The sequence below is a fragment of the Paraliobacillus sp. JSM ZJ581 genome, assembly GCF_044383835.1.
GTDB lineage: Bacteria > Bacillota > Bacilli > Bacillales > Amphibacillaceae > Paraliobacillus.
On sequence record NZ_JBISEP010000004.1, the window covers coordinates 33711 to 51702 of the forward strand.

A 17992-nucleotide genomic window follows, 5' to 3' on the forward strand; every position below is an offset into this window, starting at 1 on the left:
ATGTTTGTTTTGTTACTAATCAAAGCAGTGAACAAACTAAATTTTGTTCTTAGAAAATAAAAAAACATACTCCATAGAAAGGGACGATACAATCGTGGTGCCACCCTTTTTACCTCAGGAATATGAGATCACTCAAAACAGTTAACGCCTGATTTACGGTTGTTATCAAACAACGATGACTCCTAAGTTCCACGTTCATTATTCCTTAGTGCCTGTTCTCAGCTATCCAGACTCTCTGTTTAACTAGCGGGAATAAATCCTAAACTTAATCAACATCAATATTTCAATATTAATTATTAATTATAATGAAATCATCAAGAACATGCAACTACAAGTAATAAAAAGCTAATAGAATGAGTATGGTAAAAGTAAGGCAAATTGCTTGAAAGCGAAACAATGGAATGAATTTAGTATCAATTCGTTTTGAAGGTAAAGGTTTTTCTTCCCATTCAACCGTGCTGTTTTTTCTAAAAATACTGCCACCTGCTTTTCTAAAACCATATGTCACCCCATCAAAGAATCCACCTTTAATAGTAATAAACATTAACCAGAGTAATAGGTATAAAATATCGAAATAAAATAGTATGTTAATTAAATATAATAATGCAACATTTTTATGAACGATGACAGCTATCACAATTGTTAAAAAAAAGTTTATTAGGAGGATAATAAATTGTGTTTTACATTTTACTAAAGCTGGCAAATGCTCACATCCCTTTGTATTGATACTAAAAAGTAGTATAGCATAAAGCGAATCATTAAGGATAGAATAGTACACATTAAATAATCTAAGAAACAAACGTGAAAAAGTAGTTCTAAAAGACTATTAAGTAAATTATATCTAATTTTTAATAGTCCTTTTTACCTGTTTATCATAAGCTTGTATAAAAAAATAATGCAAAATTGTTAGAAAACTTGTATAATTCATTTTGTGGATATTATCATCTGCGAAATATTTAGAAAATTAAAACTTAGGGGAGGTCATTGTTACAATGAGAAAGTCAAATTGGTTATTGCTAGTTTTCGGACTAGTGCTAACAGTATTTCTTGCTGCTTGTAGTGGTGATGATACATCATCAGATAGTGGCAAGGATGAAGCAGATAGCGCGCCAGAACAAGTATTAAACATAACGGAAGCTTCACAAATTCCTACAATGGACTCAGCACAAGCTACTGATGAAGTTGGATTTCAGTTTTTAGGTTCAACAATGGATGGACTTTATCGTTTAGATGAAGATGCACAACCGGTACCAGCAATCGCAGCTGGTGAGCCTGAAATTAGTGAAGACGGAACGGAGTGGACCATTCAATTACGTGATGATGCTGTTTGGTCAAACGATGAGCCTGTAACAGCAAATGATTTCGTATTCGCTTGGAGACGCGCTGTAGATCCAGCTACTGGTTCTGAATATGGACCATTTATGATGAACGGTGTACTTAAAAATGCAGAAGCAATTAGTAAGGGAGAAGTTGAAGTAGATAAACTAGGTGTAGAAGCGGTGAGTGACACAGAGTTAAAAATCACGCTTGAAAAACCAATTCCTTATTTCCATAGTCTATTAACTTTCGGAACATATTTGCCACTTAATGAAGCCTTTGTTACTGAAAAAGGTGAGGATTATGCATTAAATTCCGATAATGTTCTGTATAATGGTCCGTTTACATTGACAGAGTGGAATCCAACAGGTGAAAATCCTGAACAATGGACACTTGTGAAAAATGAAAAATATTGGGATGCTGAATCCGTTAAATTAGAAAAAATTAATGTTAGTGTTGTAAAGGAAACAAGTACAAGAGTTAACTTGTATAACACAGGCGAAATAGATCGTGCTAATTTATCAGCTGAGTATGTGGAAAAATATGCAGGAACAGAAGATTATAAAACATTTTCTGAGCCATCGTTGTTCTATTTAAAGCTTAACCAAGCAAATGAAGCGCTAGCGAATAAAAATATTCGTAAAGCGATTGCAATGTCAATTAATAAACAAGATCTAGTTGATGTTATCTTAGCTAATGGTTCTATTCCATCTAATGGTGCAGTTCCAAAAGATTTCACAGCTCATCCGGAAACAGAGGAAGACTTCCGGGAGATAAACGGTGATCTAATTACGGAAGATAAAGAAGCTGCAAAAGAACTTTGGGCAAAAGGATTAGAAGAACTTGGTGTAGATTCTGTAGAGTTAGGTTACCTTGGTGGTGACAGTGATGTTGCACTAGAGATGGATGCTTATGTTAAAGACCAATTAGAAGAAAACTTAGAAGGGCTTACAGTAGAAGTTGTTTCTGTACCTTTTGAAGAGCGTATTTCACGTAATGAAAAAGGTGAATATGACATTCAAGCCTCTGGTTGGGGTCCTGACTATATCGATCCAAATACATGGTTAGAAATGTGGACATCTACTTCACCATATATGACAAATAATTATAATAATGAAGAGTATGATTCCTTAATTGCTGAAGCTAATAATGAGCTTTTAACAGATACAACGAAACGTTATGAAAACTTATTAAAAGCTGAAAAAGTATTGATGGAAGATGCTGGAATTGCTCCGTTGTATCAACGTTCTCGTGCATATTTATGGAGACCGTCTGTAAAAGGTGTTAATGTCAACCCAATGGGTGCTCACTTCACGTATAAACACGCGTACATTGAAGAGTAGATAGAAGCAAATTGGGACCAAGATTTAATCTTGGTAGGAGAGTGTACTGCCTTAGTAGGCATATGCTCTCTTTTTCCATTTGCGTGTAATTTTAGAATTGTTTGAACATTTATGTCGAATGTTGAAACTTTGATGAACAGGAGGGTTATTATTATGGCTAAATATATTTTAAAACGTATTGTATATATGCTTATCACGTTATTTATCATTGCCACATTTTCATTTATCCTCATGAAAATGCTTCCCGGATCTCCTCTAACAGCTGAAGAAAAAGTGACAGAAGCTCAGCGAGAAATTATATTGGAAAAATACGGATTGAATGATCCGATTCCAGTCCAATATGTTAGGTATCTTGGAAATTTAGCGAAAGGCGATTTAGGTGTTTCATTTCAGATGAAAAACCAATCTGTAACAGATATACTTATGAGTAGAGCTCCTATTTCTGCAGAATTAGGTTTTTGGGCTTTAGTAGTTGGGACAACATTAGGAATGCTACTAGGTTTAATAGCTGCAATCAGGCAAAACTCTTGGATGGATTATAGTTCTAATGTTATTTCTGTCATCGGTATCTCTATTCCATCATTTATTTTTGCGGGGTTGTTGCAGTATTATATTGGTGTAAAGTTAGGTTTACTTCCAATTGCATTTTGGGGTACGCCGCAGCAAGCAATTATGCCTGTCATCGCGTTAGCTATTTTTCCAATGGCGATTTCTGCACGTTTTTTACGTACGGAAATGATTGAAGTATTAGGCTCTGATTATATTGTAACTGCAAAAGCAAAAGGTGTATCAAAATTCGCTATTATTTTTAAGCATGGATTGCGAAATGCGTTAATTCCATTAATTACTGTAATGGGACCAATGGCAGTTAGTTTAATGACAGGTACATTAGTTATTGAGAAAATATTCTCTATTCCTGGAATTGGGGAGCAATTTGTTAATTCTGTAACAACGAATGACTTTTCAATTATAATGGGAACAACGCTATTCTTTGCCTTTTTATTCATTGTAATTATTCTAATTATCGATATCCTATATGGCATTATTGATCCAAGGATTCGACTAGCGGGAGGGAAAGATTAATGGATAAAGACAATCTAAAAAAGGATCTGTTTGTTCCAGCGCAAAAAGACGAAGAAAAAAGTGAACAAATAAATAGGCCAAGTCTTTCCTTCTGGCAAGATGCGTGGATTCGCCTACGTAAAAATGGTGGAGCAATATTTGGTATGGTTGTATTGGTTGTTTTAACGTCGCTTGCAATCTTTGCACCAATGTTAACAAGCCATGGATTGGATGACCAGGACTTAGGATTATCACGTATGCCTCCAAAAGTACAAGGGTTAGAAAACTTTCAGTGGCTAGGATTGGATGGGAAGAAAGCAGAAACATTTGAAGCTGAATCAGTAGATGCTGCAAAAGAATTAGCACTTTCTCGTTTTTCACAAGAAGATTTTTCATATATCGAATTTGATGTAAAAGCTGAGGGCGATGGTTCTGATAATTCAGCAAAAATAAAGGCGTACTATGATCCATATGCAGATAAACAAGTGGAAGAATATTTCTGGTTTGGAACGGACACATTAGGACGTGATCTATTTACGCGTGTGTGGATTGGTACACGTATATCATTGTTAATCGCTTTAATTGCAGCGCTTATTGATATGCTAGTTGGTGTTGCATATGGTGGTATTTCAGGTTATTTCGGTGGACGAGTAGATAATATCATGCAACGTATTATTGAAATATTAGTAGGTATTCCTAACTTAGTTGTTGTTATTCTGATGATTATGATACTGGATCCAGGTATAACGGCTATTATTATCGCGTTGACCATTACCGGTTGGACTGGTATGGCAAGAATTGTTCGAGGGCAAGTATTAAAATTAAAAAATCAAGAGTTTGTGCTTGCTTCACAAACACTTGGCTCATCACATACTAGAATTTTAACGAAACATCTAATTCCGAATACAATTGGAATGATTATCATCAATACGATGTTTACCATTCCAAATGCAATATTTTTTGAAGCCTTTTTAAGTTTTATTGGATTAGGATTACAAGCACCTGATGCATCGTTAGGTACATTAATTAATGATGGATTCAAAGCTTTACAAATTAATCCACATATTATGATATTCCCGGCAATTGTTATGTCGTTAATTATGATCGGGTTTAATATTCTAGCAGATGGACTTCGTGATGCATTAGATCCGAAAATGCGCGAATAGGGGGTAAAATGAGATGGAAAACATATTAGAAGTAAATAATTTACATGTTTCCTTTGATACGTATGGAGGAGAAGTGAAAGCTGTTCGCGGTGTATCTTTTAATTTAAAAAAAGGTGAAACACTAGCAATTGTAGGTGAATCTGGTTCTGGTAAGTCCGTAACAACTAGAGCTTTAGCACGTCTTATTCCATCCCCTCCAGGACGTATTAAAGAAGGAGAAATATTGTTTGATGGTAAAGATTTAGCTAAATTAAGTGACAAGCAAATGCAACATGTCAGAGGAAAAGATATTTCGACTATCTTTCAAGATCCAATGACATCATTAAATCCAACAATGAAAATAGGCACTCAAATTATGGAAGGTTTAATTAAACACCAAAAAATGAGTAAATCTCAAGCAAAAGAACGTACGATTGAATTATTAGAACTGGTAGGTCTTCCAAATCCAAGTGAGCGTGTGAATCAATATCCTCACCAATTCTCTGGTGGTCAACGCCAACGTATTGTTATCGCCATCGCATTGGCATGTAACCCTAAAATACTAATTGCTGATGAACCGACGACAGCTTTAGACGTTACGATTCAAGCACAAATCTTGGAATTAATGAAAGATATTCAGAAGAAAACAGAAAGCTCGATTATATTTATTACGCATGACCTTGGTGTAGTAGCTAACGTAGCAGACCGTGTAGCTGTTATGTATGCTGGTAAAATTGTTGAAATCGGAACAGCGGATGAAATTTTTTATAATCCAAAACATCCATATACATGGGGGCTAATTGGTTCTATGCCAACATTGGATAGTACAGAAGAAAGCTTAGTAGCTATCCCTGGATCACCACCAGATATGCTTAATCCACCAAAAGGAGATGCATTTGCGCCTCGTAATGATTTTGCATTAGAGATTGACAAAGAAATGGAACCACCTATGTTCAAGGTATCTGATACACATTACGCTGCTACATGGTTATTGCATGAATACGCACCACATGTTGAGCCACCAGAAGCGGTAAAACGTCGCATGAAGGGTTTCGCAAACACAGGTGCTGCTTCAAGTGGGGAAGGTGATCAAGCATGAGCCAGGAAAAGTTATTAGAAGTAAAAAATCTAAAACAGCATTTTAAAACAGGTAGACATAGTGTTGTTAAAGCTGTAGATGGTATTTCCTTTGATATTTATAAAGGTGAAACATTTGGCTTAGTAGGTGAATCTGGTTGTGGTAAATCAACTACTGGACGTAGTATCATTCGCCTTTACAATGCAACTGATGGTCAGGTAACTTTTGGTGGTGAAGATGTACACGGGAAAAAATCAAAAGCTAAATTGAAAGAATTTAATCAAAAGATGCAAATGATTTTTCAAGACCCGTATGCTTCATTAAACCCACGAATGACTGTAATGGACATTATTGCAGAAGGATTAGATATACACGGACTAGTTAAAAATCAACAGGAACGTAGAGCGCGTGTACATGATTTATTAGAACGCGTTGGACTAAATAAAGAACATGCTAATCGTTATCCACATGAGTTTAGTGGTGGGCAACGTCAACGTATTGGTATTGCTCGTGCGTTAGCAGTAGACCCTGAGTTTATTATTGCAGATGAACCAATTTCTGCTTTAGATGTGTCGATTCAAGCACAAGTAGTAAACTTATTAAAAGATTTGCAAAAAGAGCATGGTTATACTTATTTATTTATTGCACATGATCTGTCTATGGTGAAATATATTAGTGATCGAATTGGAGTAATGTATTTTGGGAAAATGGTTGAATTAGCAGATAGTGAAGAACTATATAAAAATCCGCTTCATCCATATACAAAGTCATTACTATCAGCTATTCCATTACCAGATCCGGATTATGAACGAAATCGTGTACGTACAGAATATTCCCCAGCTGATCATGATACAAGTGAAGAGCCTGAATTCAGAGAGGTTCGTCCGAATCACTGGGTATTGTGCACAACAAAAGAATTTGACTCGTATAAAAAAGAGTTGCAAAATTAAAAAGAACAAAAGCTTTCCATAATTTATGGGAGGTTTTTGTTCTTTTTTAATATGTTAAAAAAAGGTTCTATACTAAATGTGGTGGTGCCCCTTGATCTATCAAGCCTTCAATTAGAAAAGTAAATACAATCAAGAGCTACTTACAATCGTGTGATACGAGTCTTGTTCAAATCGTAGTGATGAAGTTAACTGAGGCCGTGCCTGCGGAAAGCGAGCTTATTTTCCCTGCGGTTCAGGTACAAGCATTATTGATAATATATATAAATGTAATAAAAGAGATGGTAAAGAGAAAACCACACCACCACATTTGACAGAGAACTTAAAAAAATTGAAAAATCAGAATTACAAAAGAGCGTATGAATTTAGTGCTATCTCCTATATAATATTAATTGTGAAATAAGTTTTATTAAGAGTAGGGGAGTTTGATTACATGAGTAAAAAGCAACTTAAGATTACAGTCATAATAGGAATTATATTGGCTGCAGCAATGCTTCCATTATCTGTTTCAGCCAATACAAATCAAGAGAAACTCATAGCTAAAGAGCATAGTGGCAATAAAATTAAATTAAGCACATATGATGAAAATCAGCAATTTGCTCGCTTTATATATGATTCAGGCTTAACATTCACTTATCCAGACGCTGTGCGTGGTCTTTATGTTACAGGGCATTCAGCAGGAGGTAGTCGATTTGACAAATTAATCAGTTTAATTAACAACTCAGATTTGAATACGATGGTTATTGACATTAAAGATGATCATGGAAATTTAACTTTCAAACCAGATAAAGACTCTCCTTATTATGATATTGCTAAAAGTTATATTAAAAACCCAAGAAAAATGCTTGAAGTGCTAGAAGAGAATGAAATCTATCCAATAGCTAGAATTGTAGTTTTTAAAGATTCTGTATTAGCTAAAAAACGACCAGATTTATCGTTTACTGAAAACGGAAAAGTATGGGCGAACGGCAGAAATGAATCCTTTGTTAGTCCTTTTCAAAAAGAAGTATGGGAATATAATGTAGAGATAGCTAAAATGGCAGTAGAATTAGGATTTCAAGATATCCAATTTGATTACGTAAGGTTCCCTGAAGGATTTGAAAAAAGAGATAAGGAATTGGATTATACGCTAGGTGACTATGAAGAATCAGATAGCAATGATATTAAAAAACGTGTTCAAGCTGTTACTGATTTCGTGAGTTATGCGAAGGACGAATTGCATACTTATGGTGTTGACGTTTCAGTTGATATATTTGGGTATGCAGCAACGATAGAAGAGACACCAGGAATCGGACAAAACTTTTCAAAAATTGCTTCTAATGTAGATGTGATTTCTTCTATGATCTATCCGAGTCATTGGACACCGTATTTTGGGATTGACTTTCCAGATAAAGAACCATATAAATTGGTAGCAGCATATAGTAAATTAGAAAATAAGGTATTGGGAGCTCTTGAACATTCACCTATTTCTCGACCTTGGATACAAGATTTTGAAGCACCTTGGTTATACAGTGGTGCAACGCAACAATATGGTGTAAAGGAAGTTGAAGCACAAATTCGAGCATTAAATGAAAATAACATTCATGAATTTTTATTATGGAATGCTGGCAATATGTATACAGAAGGTGTAGATTATACGCCTTTGAATTAAAAAAAATCTCCCTTTTCAGCGAGAAAGGGAGGTTTTTTAACTATAAATGAATAAAATTGTGTTAAAGCAATAATATAAAGGTATATAAGAATAGAGCCATCTTTAAGCTATTTAACAAATATAAATGCATTCGTTATACTATTATAGGCAGATGATTTTGTTATTTACTTATAAAAAAACTAAAGGGAGCAAAACCATGAATTGGTATGAAAAGTTAAATGAGTATTTCCCAATTGAAGAGATGAAATCTCAAGAGCATATGGAAATGCTTTTAAAAGAGAAAAGTGATGTTTACTACAAAGATGAAGGATCATATCACGTAATGATGTATGCGGAATTTGATACGTTTCTGTTTATTGATTATCTTTATGTTTCAGCCAAATCCAGAGGGCAAGGGTTAGGTCACCAATTACTAGAACGGTTAAAACAAAAACAAAAACCGATTATTCTTGAAGTAGAGCCAATTGATTATAAAGATACCGACACTCAGAAGCGTTTACGTTTTTATCAAAGAGAAGGTTTTACCCACGCTCAATCGATTGGGTTTAGTCGTCGTTCATTAGCAACTAATGAGGAAAGCCAATTGGAAATCCTATATTGGTCACCAAGTTCCGAAGATGAAGAAACAATCTATAAGCAAATGCGTAAAATTTATGAAGATATTCATACGTATAAAGATGAAGAGGTGTATGGTCAAGCATATCAATCTACTGAGGAAGTATTGTCATATGATAAAAAGCGTGACACAGATGATATATTTGGTGCATTAAAAGAGAATGCTTAACAGAAAGAAACCATGTTGATTGATAACATGGTTTCTTATATGTATTTTTTACTAGCTAATTGGTGTATTCATAAATGATAAAAAAAATAAGAAAATGATAAAAAAAGGTTTAGCTTATACTTGTATGTGGAATAGAATAAATGTGTTACACGAGATTAATTGTGTAATTTCTAAGTAAAATCGATAGGCTATATATCGAAAGATTGACAATTGTAGTATACTTATAAATAGGTTATTTAAAGTGATTTTAATTTAATAATCTTTAAATTAAGGATAAAATAAATATATTGAGGAGTGAAGTAACATGGTAACACTTTATACCTCACCAAGCTGTACATCTTGTCGGAAAGCAAAAGCGTGGTTGGAAACTCATGATATTCCCTTCGTTGAAAGAAATATTTTCTCCGATACACTGACTTTGGATGAGATTAAAGAAATTTTTAGAATGACAGAAGATGGAACAGAAGAAATTATCTCAACAAGATCAAAGGTTTTTCAAAAATTAAGTGTTGATTTTGACCAAATGCCTTTAAAAGATTTGTTTGATTTAATTAAAGATAACCCTGCTATTCTAAGACGTCCAATCATTATTGATGAAAAACGTCTACAAGTTGGTTATAATGAAGATGAGATTAGAAGATTTTTACCAAGGAAAGTACGTACATTATACTTACGTGAAGCACAACGTATGGTTAACTAATAAGAAGACGCAGATCTATTCGATGGTCTGCGTTTTTCTATGAATGACTGATTAAACTCGTTAAGTCATTTTTTAATTAAAATTTATTTTTTAGGCATTTCTATTTTCAATTACATCTGATTTATCATAAAATAGAATAAGGCTATCCAATCATCGTAAAATGATTAAATACTATTTCATACGGGTAAGGTATAATAGGTGAAGTTATCCCTTCCACCTAATATATTTTAGAAGGGAGAGGTAAAAGGTATGGAAATAGAAAGAATAAATGAAAATACGGTTAAATTTTATATTTCGTATATGGATATTGAAAATAGGGGATTTGATCGCGAGGAAATTTGGTATAATCGAGAAAGAAGCGAACAACTTTTTTGGCAAGTAATGGATGAAGTGAATTATACAGAAGAAGAGTTTACTATAGATGGTCCTTTATGGATTCAAGTTCAAGCTTTAGATAAAGGTTTGGAAATTGTTGTGACAAAAGCTAAATTGTCTAGTGATGGCCAAAATTTAGAATTACCTACTGAAGCTGGTAGTACACTGGATTTACCAATTGATGAGAAAATTGAATCATTACTTGATGAGAAGTTTGGCAGTGAATCGGAGCAAGAACAAGAAGAAGATATGCTTCACCCAATTGATGAGGATTTAATTTCCATTATTCAGTTTGAAGAATTTGAAGATGTGATACAGTTAAGTCATCAATCAATTGAAATTGAGGGAGTTAAAGATACCCTTTATTTTTACCAAGGAAAATATATATTGCTTCTTCAATTTGATGACTTGTATTTAGATGAGGAACAGCAAGCAAACATAGAAAGTCAATTATTAGAATATGGTCAAGAAACAAGCAAAACAGTACATTTGCTTGAAGAGTATGGAAAGGTAATTTTTGATCAAGATGTCTTTCAAAAAATTCGCAATTATTTTCCAGAAAAATGATACTTTGATTAAGTATGGAGTTGTCAACGAAGACAACTTCTTTTTTTGTTTCATATTCTCAGAAGGAATTTATTCTTTTCCGTCGAATAGATTAGCATGAAGCAAAGGATGTGAAGCAATGCTCAAAGCAATATCAGAAGATGGAAAGATGACAGTTCTTCCATTATTGTCAAAGGAGATGGTAATTAAATTAAGATCAACGCAAATGTTTTTTTGTCCAAATTGTAAAGAAAAAGTTATTATTCGAGTAGGTGACAAGCGAATTGTTCATTTTGCTCACCAACGAAAGAGTCAATGTGCATTTTCAACAGGAGAGGGGGAATACCATGAACAAGGAAAAATAGATCTCTATCATTGGCTTAAGGGTCAAGGCTATTATGTGGAGCTTGAAACATACTTACCTCAGATTAAGCAACGTCCAGACCTTCTTTTATTCCACAATAACAAAAAAGTTGCTATTGAGTATCAATGTGCAACTATTTCCACAAAACAATTTATCACTCGAACAGTTGGTTATCAAAAAATAGGCATTATACCGATTTGGATTTTAGGTGGAAAACGAATGAAACGTCTCGATAAGCAGCAACTTTATATTACACCAACCGATCAGCATTTTATTCATCATTTCAATGACAGATTAGCTGATTCTTATTTTTATTATTGTGCAAACACAAAAGAGATTGCTATCAATCAAAATGGTTGGTTAAGTGGGAGACGAACAGTGCTTGGGAATTTATCCATACAACCTATCTCATCACTAAAATTTGTTGATATTTTTAAAAAAATCACGAAAGATAATAAAGAACAAATCAGATTGTGGCTACAAGAAAAAAGAAGATTTCGTTTATATAACCAACCTTATCCAAGTGGTGATGAAAGACAATGGCGGCAATGGTTATACCTGCACCGTTATCACCCTTCAACGTTACCAGCTATTATTCATTTACCAATTGCTAGTCAATGGAAAATGACTGTTCCACCGTGGAATTGGCAAAGTAGAGTATGTTTTGATTTACTTATGAAAAAAAGACGTGTTACATTAAGCGATTGTCAACAGTTTTGTAGGAATTATATAACCCCAGATTTTAATTTTCCCCTTGTTTACACCAAACATCAGCCAATTCGTGAGTATTTAACACTATTATCCGATTTTCATTATATTCAAGAAGTGTCAGATCTAACGTTTGAGTTGCAAACGGAGCTAAAATCATATAAATCTTTGGATCAGGCGTTAGAACATGATAAATTAATAATGAGCCATTTTACTACATTGTAAAGATACGTAGGCACATGAAAACCAATTAATAAGTTATAATAATATGTAAAAGGTTTACTAGTTTAATGTTTATCTTTTTTAGAAATAGAAGTGGAGGTTAGATTATGTCAAATGACAATCGAAAGTTACAAACAAGGGATCAGGTTGCCGTGGAAAAAACATGGCGATTGGAAGATATTTTCTCAACAGATGAAGCGTGGGGAGAGGAATTAAAAGCATTAAAAAATGACATTCAAAAGTTTTATGCTTATCAGGGAAAGCTTGCCGATCAAGCTTTGAATTTATTTGAATTGCTTGTATTACAGGATGCAGTCTCTGAACGAATAGGTAAATTGTATACGTATGCGCATATGCGCTATGATCAAGATACAACTAATTCATTCTATCAAGCGTTAAATGCAAAAGCAGAAAACCTATTAACGCAGGCAGCAAGTGCAATGAGCTTTATTGTGCCAGAAATTCTGAGAATAGAAGAAACTAAATTGGAGCAGTTTTTCAATGATATACCTGAATTAGGGCATTATCGCCAGGCGTTAGCGGAAATTACCCGTAGACGTGATCATGTATTGTCAGAGAAAGAAGAATCCTTGTTAGCGGAAGTTTCTGAAGTAACGGATAATGCTTCGCAGACGTTTGGTATGTTAAACAATGCCGATCTTACTTTCCCCATGATTAAAGATGAGAAGGGAAATGAGATAGAATTAACACATGGTCGTTATATTAATTTTCTAGAATCAGATGATCAATCGGTGCGCGAAAACGCATTTAAAGCAATGTATCATACGTATGGAAGTTTTATCAACACATTTGCTTCCACGCTATCTGGTTCAATCAAGAAACATAATTTTAATGCTAAAGTTAGAAAATATCAGTCCGCTCGTGAAGCTGCATTAGACACTAATAAAATTCCAGAAAAAGTGTATGATAATTTAGTCGAAACAATTAATGAACGGTTGGATCTTCTTCACCGCTATGTTGCTTTACGCAAAAGAGTGTTGAAGTTAGATGCATTGCATATGTATGATTTGTATACACCGTTAGTTAAAGATATTTCTATGACATATACTTATGAAGAAGCACAAACGCATATCTTAAAAGGCTTGGAGCCACTAGGAGAAGAGTATGTAACAAGGTTGAAAGAAGGATTTGATAACCGATGGATTGATGTGGAAGAGAACAAAGGGAAGCGGAGTGGTGCATATTCTTCTGGTACCTATGGCACGAATCCCTATATCTTGATGAACTGGCAAGATAACCTAAACAATTTATTTACACTAGCTCATGAATTAGGACACTCTTTACACAGTTATTACACAAGAGAAAATCAAGCTTTCCGTTATGGAGATTATTCGATCTTTGTTGCCGAAGTTGCTTCAACGTGTAATGAGGCATTATTAAATGAATATTTGTTAAAGCAAACAACTAATAAAAAAGAAAAATTATTTTTACTTAATCACTTCCTTGAAGGATTTAGGGGAACTGTTTTTCGTCAAACAATGTTTGCCGAGTTTGAACATCTTATTCACAAGCAAGCACAAGACGGAGAAGCTTTAACACCAGATAAGCTGACAGAAGAATATGCTGCATTAAACAAAAAATATTTTGGTGATGATATTATAATTGATGAAGAAATTGGGTTGGAATGGGCAAGGATTCCTCATTTTTACTATAATTACTATGTATACCAGTATGCGACAGGATATGCTGCTGCGCAATCACTTGCTTCACAAATTTTAACAGAGAAACAACCAGCAGTTGATCGTTATTTAGGTTTTCTAAAAGCAGGAAGTAGTGATTATCCAATTGAAGTCTTAAAACAAGCTGGAGTAGATATGACTGAAAAAACACCAATTATGCAGGCGTTGCATGTATTTGAAGAAAAACTTAATGAGATGGAAAAGTTATTGGATAATCTTGAATAACAAAGTACAAACGTAGTTGTCCAAAAAGACAGCTACGTTTTAACGCCCACGGTAAGTATGGCGATGAACAAAAGCAAATAAGGTTAAATAGATACAAACAAATAAAAGTGGTAAAGTGATTACTTTAGAAACAAGCTCCATTAACCCGAATAAGTTAATTATAAATGCAATACATGTTAAAAAGAGAAAAATCCATGGTGAATAATGACGCAAATGGATAACCTCCAATGACTGATTACTTTTAATTAGTTCATTTTATGTGTGATTTAATGAAGATAGAACTTTGACAGTTTTGTGAAACTACATCACAAACCATTGCACTACGTAGAATTACTTGGTATATTCAATATGTGAGATGTTTAACAAACAAAACCCCTTTGTTTGACCTGAAACTTTCTCCCATCCCCCCTTGTCTATAAATAGACTAGGTGTAGAGAGTATACTTTTTGTATACTCTCTTTTTTTAGTGAAAGATTAAAAATAGAGGAAACTGATAAAACAGTATCCTCTATTTTCAGTTTCTATACTCCCAAAATGAACCATGTTTCACAGGGATTTCATGCACTATTTGTTTAAGCTGTAACTTCTTTAATTCCTTTATTGCTTGAGCTATTGACCAATCATACACTACGGCAACCTCTTTTGTAGCAACGAAACCAAAATGAGCAATAAAATCTTCTAAAGAAGGTCGCTTAACAGGATTCACTTCTTTTTCTAGCATTTGCTTCAAGACCTTCACATAAATTTCATATGGATAAACACCAGAAAGTTTTAATCCATCATCATCAATAGCTTGATTGAAAAAAACCATTGAAGGTGTGTAATCTATTTCCATCTCTTTCACTAATTTAAGGTCACACTGCAATGCTTTTTTGGCTGAAGTAGAGTACACATCTTTTTTGAATTCAACTATATCCAAATTTGCTTCGTAAGCACATATAATTAAATTATGTTCTGTAGAGATATCACGCTTATTCAAAAAAGCACATTCTTGAATTTTTCTTAAATATCTTTTTCCTGCCTTTTTTCCTTGTAATTCTGCAGCCTTAATTGCTAGTGGAAGAATGGACGGATAGTTGATCGGATGCTCCATCCATAAATCACCATCACAACACATTCCAGTTAAGCTACTTGTTTTTTCCCATTGTTTCTTTAAGTGTTCTTTATTTGTTCTTTCTTGATTAAAAGTGGATAGCGGACTACTCATTATTGGACGGATAGTAAAGAATCGCCCATATTCAAGCATTAATTTTTTTAACAATGGTTCCAACGACCAACATTCTGGACAAAGCGGATCAATAAATAAATAAATTTCAATTGGTTTTTTAAGAAAATCAAAGTAGCCAAGCTGTGCCGTAGCATGATTTGATGGCCCAGGTGGATTCCAGCTCACATCGATTCTCCTTTCTCATTTTCAAGTGTATTCATCATAGGATGTGTTATTTTTTGATCATCTTTTAAGGTGCCCATGTCTCCTAATAACTATAAAGGGTGAGTCTAACATACTTATTTTATATTTTTTGCTAATCTCCATCATAAATTATTCTAACAGGCTTACTTGAAATTGGGCAACTTATCTGTTTGTGAATGATTAGATACAGCATAAATTATTATAATAATGCCGTGTAAAAGCGTTCAATTTTGTTGGGTGTGTGTTTCATGGAAATACCTAAACTTTTTGTTAATTCTTTCATTAATTTTTTGCTAGTAAGCATAGATGTTGATTCAATTTCTAATTCATAATCAGTATGGCCATTGAATTTACTAAAGTCGATCATAACTTGCCCATTTTTATACGGTACTTCTAAGCGATGTGTTGTTAAGGAACCCATGTATTGTAATGAATTACTATCGATGTTTTGCCCCACTAACTGTTTGTTTACATTTGGTTTTACAATGATACGATTAGTTATCGACTGTATTGCTTCTAATTGTGTTAAGTGATCATGCGTTTCTAATAACCCATCATGATGGGGTTGTTTTAAGGTCAACACCCACTGGCTGTTCTTTTCACGAATGCGCAATGCAGAACCATACTGCTTCAAAAGAAAATCAGGCGTTTCAAAATAATAGTTCACTTGTTTCTCTGCTAAATCTGTAGCTAAGTTAAAATAGTTAATAAGAATATGATACTCTTGCTTTGTTAATAAATTTTTACTTTCCATTTCTATTTCCTGAGTCAATCGATTCAACTCCTATACGTTAGTCCGATTTGCTATTTATTAGTATAGATGAAGTCTTGAGCAAATGTCGAATAAAAGTACGTTGAAACAAGTTCGTGAAGTTATTATAATGCTTTTGAGCAAACATATGATACAATGATTGTAAAATAAGAACTTTTTTGATTTGGAGGCGGTGTCCGGTTTGAATTGGGAAACATTTCTTGCACCTTATATACAAGTAGTTGAAGAATTAAAGGTAAAGCTAAAGGGGATAAGAGCACAGTACGAATATGAATCTAAACACTCTCCAATTGAATTTGTGACCGCTAGAGTGAAGCCTATATCAAGTATTATTGGTAAGGCAAATCGAAAAAATATATCTCTTGATACAATAGAAATTGATATGCAAGATATCGCTGGTGTTCGTGTAGTTTGTCAATTTGTTGATGATATATACACGATTGTTGAGATGTTACGATCAAGAAATGATTTTGAGATTATAGAAGAAAAGGATTACATAGCGCACAAGAAGGAAAGTGGTTATCGGTCCTATCACATTATTATCCGTTATCCCGTCGCTACGATCAAAGGGGAAAAACAGATCATTGCAGAAATCCAAATACGGACGTTAGCTATGAATTTTTGGGCAACAAATGAACACTCATTAAATTATAAATATGAAGGTCAAATTCCTTCGCATATTCAATATAAGCTAAAACGAGCGGCAGAAGCGGCTTTTCAATTAGATGAAGAAATGTCTATGATTAAAGATGAAGTCCAAGAAGCGCAACGTATTTTCAATCAATATAAACTCACACATAAGCATAAAGGAGGAGGCCGTTCATAACTCATGAAGTTTTCTATTACATCAAAAGGTGATCATAAGTCTGAAAGTATTAAAGCATTAATATATCAATATTTAGCTGATTTTGATTTAGAATATGATGAAAAGGAACCAGACTTAGCCATATCAGTTGGTGGAGATGGAACTTTCCTAAAGTCGTTTCATCATTACAGCCATCGTTTGAGCAAAACGGCTTTTATTGGTGTGCACACCGGTCATTTAGGTTTTTATGCTGATTGGGTTCCAGAAGAAATTGAGAAATTAGTAATCGATATTGCGAAAAGTCCATATCAAGTGGTGGAATATCCTTTGTTGGCTATGACTATTCATACAAAGGATAATAAATCCCAGCGGTATTTAGCCTTGAATGAATCATCCATTAAAAAGGTAGAAGGTTCTGTTGTATTGGATGTGAATATAAAAGGGGAGCACTTCGAACGCTTTCGTGGGGATGGGTTGTGCATTTCGACGCCTTCTGGTAGTACAGCATACAATAAAGCATTGGGTGGGGCGATTATTCACCCTTCCTTAGCCTCTGTACAAATTACAGAAATGTCATCCATTAATAATCGAGTATATCGAACGATTGGTTCACCATTAATATTACCGAAACATCACATCTGTGAGTTTAAACCAGTTGAGGAAAATCAAAGTTTTTTATTAACGATCGATCATATTACGAAGAGTGTAGTAGATATTAAGTCGATTGAATATCAAGTTGCAGAAGAAAAAATTCGGTTTGCAAGGTTTCGATCCTTTCCATTTTGGAAGCGGGTTCGAGATTCTTTTATATCTGATGAACGATAAGAAAGACGAAAA

Annotated in this window: 17 protein-coding genes and 1 other annotated feature; of the genes, 13 read left to right on the forward strand and 4 right to left on the reverse strand. The window is 34.0% G+C overall.

All coding sequences use genetic code 11. The features are described from left to right. Positions 1 to 76 precede the first annotated feature (76 nt). Positions 77 to 282 (reverse strand) — a binding site (T-box leader). Between the two features lie 46 nt (positions 283 to 328). Next, on the reverse strand, positions 329 to 703 hold the full coding sequence (locus ACH6CY_RS03855; RefSeq protein ID WP_374065948.1) for a DUF3899 domain-containing protein: 375 nt from the start codon (positions 701 to 703) through the stop codon (positions 329 to 331). Positions 704 to 992: 289 nt separating this feature from the next. Between ACH6CY_RS03855 and ACH6CY_RS03860 the strand changes: the two genes are divergently transcribed. The 11 genes from ACH6CY_RS03860 to pepF all read left to right on the forward strand — a co-directional run bounded on the left by ACH6CY_RS03860 (position 993) and on the right by pepF (position 14167). Further along, positions 993 to 2660, forward strand: coding sequence for a peptide ABC transporter substrate-binding protein (locus ACH6CY_RS03860; protein ID WP_374065949.1), 1668 nt, complete (start codon positions 993 to 995; stop codon positions 2658 to 2660). 153 nt (positions 2661 to 2813) lie between these two features. Continuing rightward, positions 2814 to 3743, forward strand: coding sequence for an oligopeptide ABC transporter permease (gene opp3b, locus ACH6CY_RS03865; RefSeq protein WP_374065950.1), 930 nt, complete (start codon positions 2814 to 2816; stop codon positions 3741 to 3743). After that, entirely contained in the window at positions 3743 to 4888 is a 1146-nt protein-coding gene (gene opp3C / locus ACH6CY_RS03870) for an oligopeptide ABC transporter permease (RefSeq protein WP_374065951.1), read from the forward strand. Before opp3b ends, opp3C begins: the two co-directional genes overlap by 1 nt. A 13-nt stretch (positions 4889 to 4901) precedes the next feature. Then, positions 4902 to 5966 carry an ABC transporter ATP-binding protein gene (locus ACH6CY_RS03875; protein WP_374065952.1) on the forward strand — a complete coding sequence of 355 codons (1065 nt, stop codon included), beginning with the start codon at positions 4902 to 4904 and terminating at the stop codon, positions 5964 to 5966. Next, positions 5963 to 6895, forward strand: a complete 933-nt coding sequence (locus ACH6CY_RS03880; protein ID WP_374065953.1) for an ABC transporter ATP-binding protein — start codon at positions 5963 to 5965, stop codon at positions 6893 to 6895. The genes ACH6CY_RS03875 and ACH6CY_RS03880 overlap by 4 nt, the downstream gene beginning before the upstream one ends. A gap of 430 nt (positions 6896 to 7325) precedes the next feature. Further along, positions 7326 to 8543 carry a putative glycoside hydrolase gene (locus ACH6CY_RS03885; protein WP_374065954.1) on the forward strand — a complete coding sequence of 406 codons (1218 nt, stop codon included), beginning with the start codon at positions 7326 to 7328 and terminating at the stop codon, positions 8541 to 8543. Positions 8544 to 8739: 196 nt separating this feature from the next. Next, positions 8740 to 9327: a GNAT family N-acetyltransferase gene (locus ACH6CY_RS03890; protein ID WP_374065955.1), complete on the forward strand. Its 588-nt coding sequence runs from the start codon at positions 8740 to 8742 to the stop codon at positions 9325 to 9327. 304 nt (positions 9328 to 9631) lie between these two features. After that, positions 9632 to 10027: a transcriptional regulator SpxA gene (gene spxA / locus ACH6CY_RS03895; protein WP_182200031.1), complete on the forward strand. Its 396-nt coding sequence runs from the start codon at positions 9632 to 9634 to the stop codon at positions 10025 to 10027. Between the two features lie 249 nt (positions 10028 to 10276). Next, entirely contained in the window at positions 10277 to 10969 is a 693-nt protein-coding gene (gene mecA / locus ACH6CY_RS03900; RefSeq protein ID WP_374065956.1) for an adaptor protein MecA, read from the forward strand. A 118-nt stretch (positions 10970 to 11087) separates the two neighbouring features. Further along, the gene (locus ACH6CY_RS03905; RefSeq protein WP_374065957.1) at positions 11088 to 12245 is read left to right on the forward strand and encodes a competence protein CoiA; all 1158 of its coding nucleotides are present in this window, start codon (positions 11088 to 11090) and stop codon (positions 12243 to 12245) included. A 104-nt stretch (positions 12246 to 12349) separates the two neighbouring features. After that, entirely contained in the window at positions 12350 to 14167 is a 1818-nt protein-coding gene (gene pepF, locus ACH6CY_RS03910) for an oligoendopeptidase F (protein ID WP_374065958.1), read from the forward strand. Between the two features lie 39 nt (positions 14168 to 14206). On the opposite strand, the gene ACH6CY_RS03915 is transcribed toward pepF, so the two are convergent. The 3 genes from ACH6CY_RS03915 to ACH6CY_RS03925 form a co-directional block, all read right to left on the reverse strand. Continuing rightward, positions 14207 to 14380: a hypothetical protein gene (locus ACH6CY_RS03915; RefSeq protein WP_374065959.1), complete on the reverse strand. Its 174-nt coding sequence runs from the start codon at positions 14378 to 14380 to the stop codon at positions 14207 to 14209. A 301-nt stretch (positions 14381 to 14681) separates the two neighbouring features. Next, a complete protein-coding gene (locus ACH6CY_RS03920; protein ID WP_374065960.1) occupies positions 14682 to 15560 on the reverse strand; it encodes a ClpXP adapter SpxH family protein in 879 nt (292 codons plus the stop codon). A 217-nt stretch (positions 15561 to 15777) separates the two neighbouring features. After that, positions 15778 to 16350, reverse strand: coding sequence for a CYTH domain-containing protein (locus ACH6CY_RS03925; protein WP_374065961.1), 573 nt, complete (start codon positions 16348 to 16350; stop codon positions 15778 to 15780). A gap of 181 nt (positions 16351 to 16531) precedes the next feature. On the opposite strand from ACH6CY_RS03925, the gene yjbM reads away from it, so the two are divergent. Together yjbM and ACH6CY_RS03935 are read left to right on the forward strand one after the other, a co-directional pair. Beyond that, on the forward strand, positions 16532 to 17176 hold the full coding sequence (gene yjbM / locus ACH6CY_RS03930; protein ID WP_374065962.1) for a GTP diphosphokinase: 645 nt from the start codon (positions 16532 to 16534) through the stop codon (positions 17174 to 17176). Positions 17177 to 17179: 3 nt separating this feature from the next. Next, positions 17180 to 17980, forward strand: a complete 801-nt coding sequence (locus ACH6CY_RS03935; protein ID WP_374065963.1) for an NAD kinase — start codon at positions 17180 to 17182, stop codon at positions 17978 to 17980. Positions 17981 to 17992 lie beyond the last annotated feature (12 nt).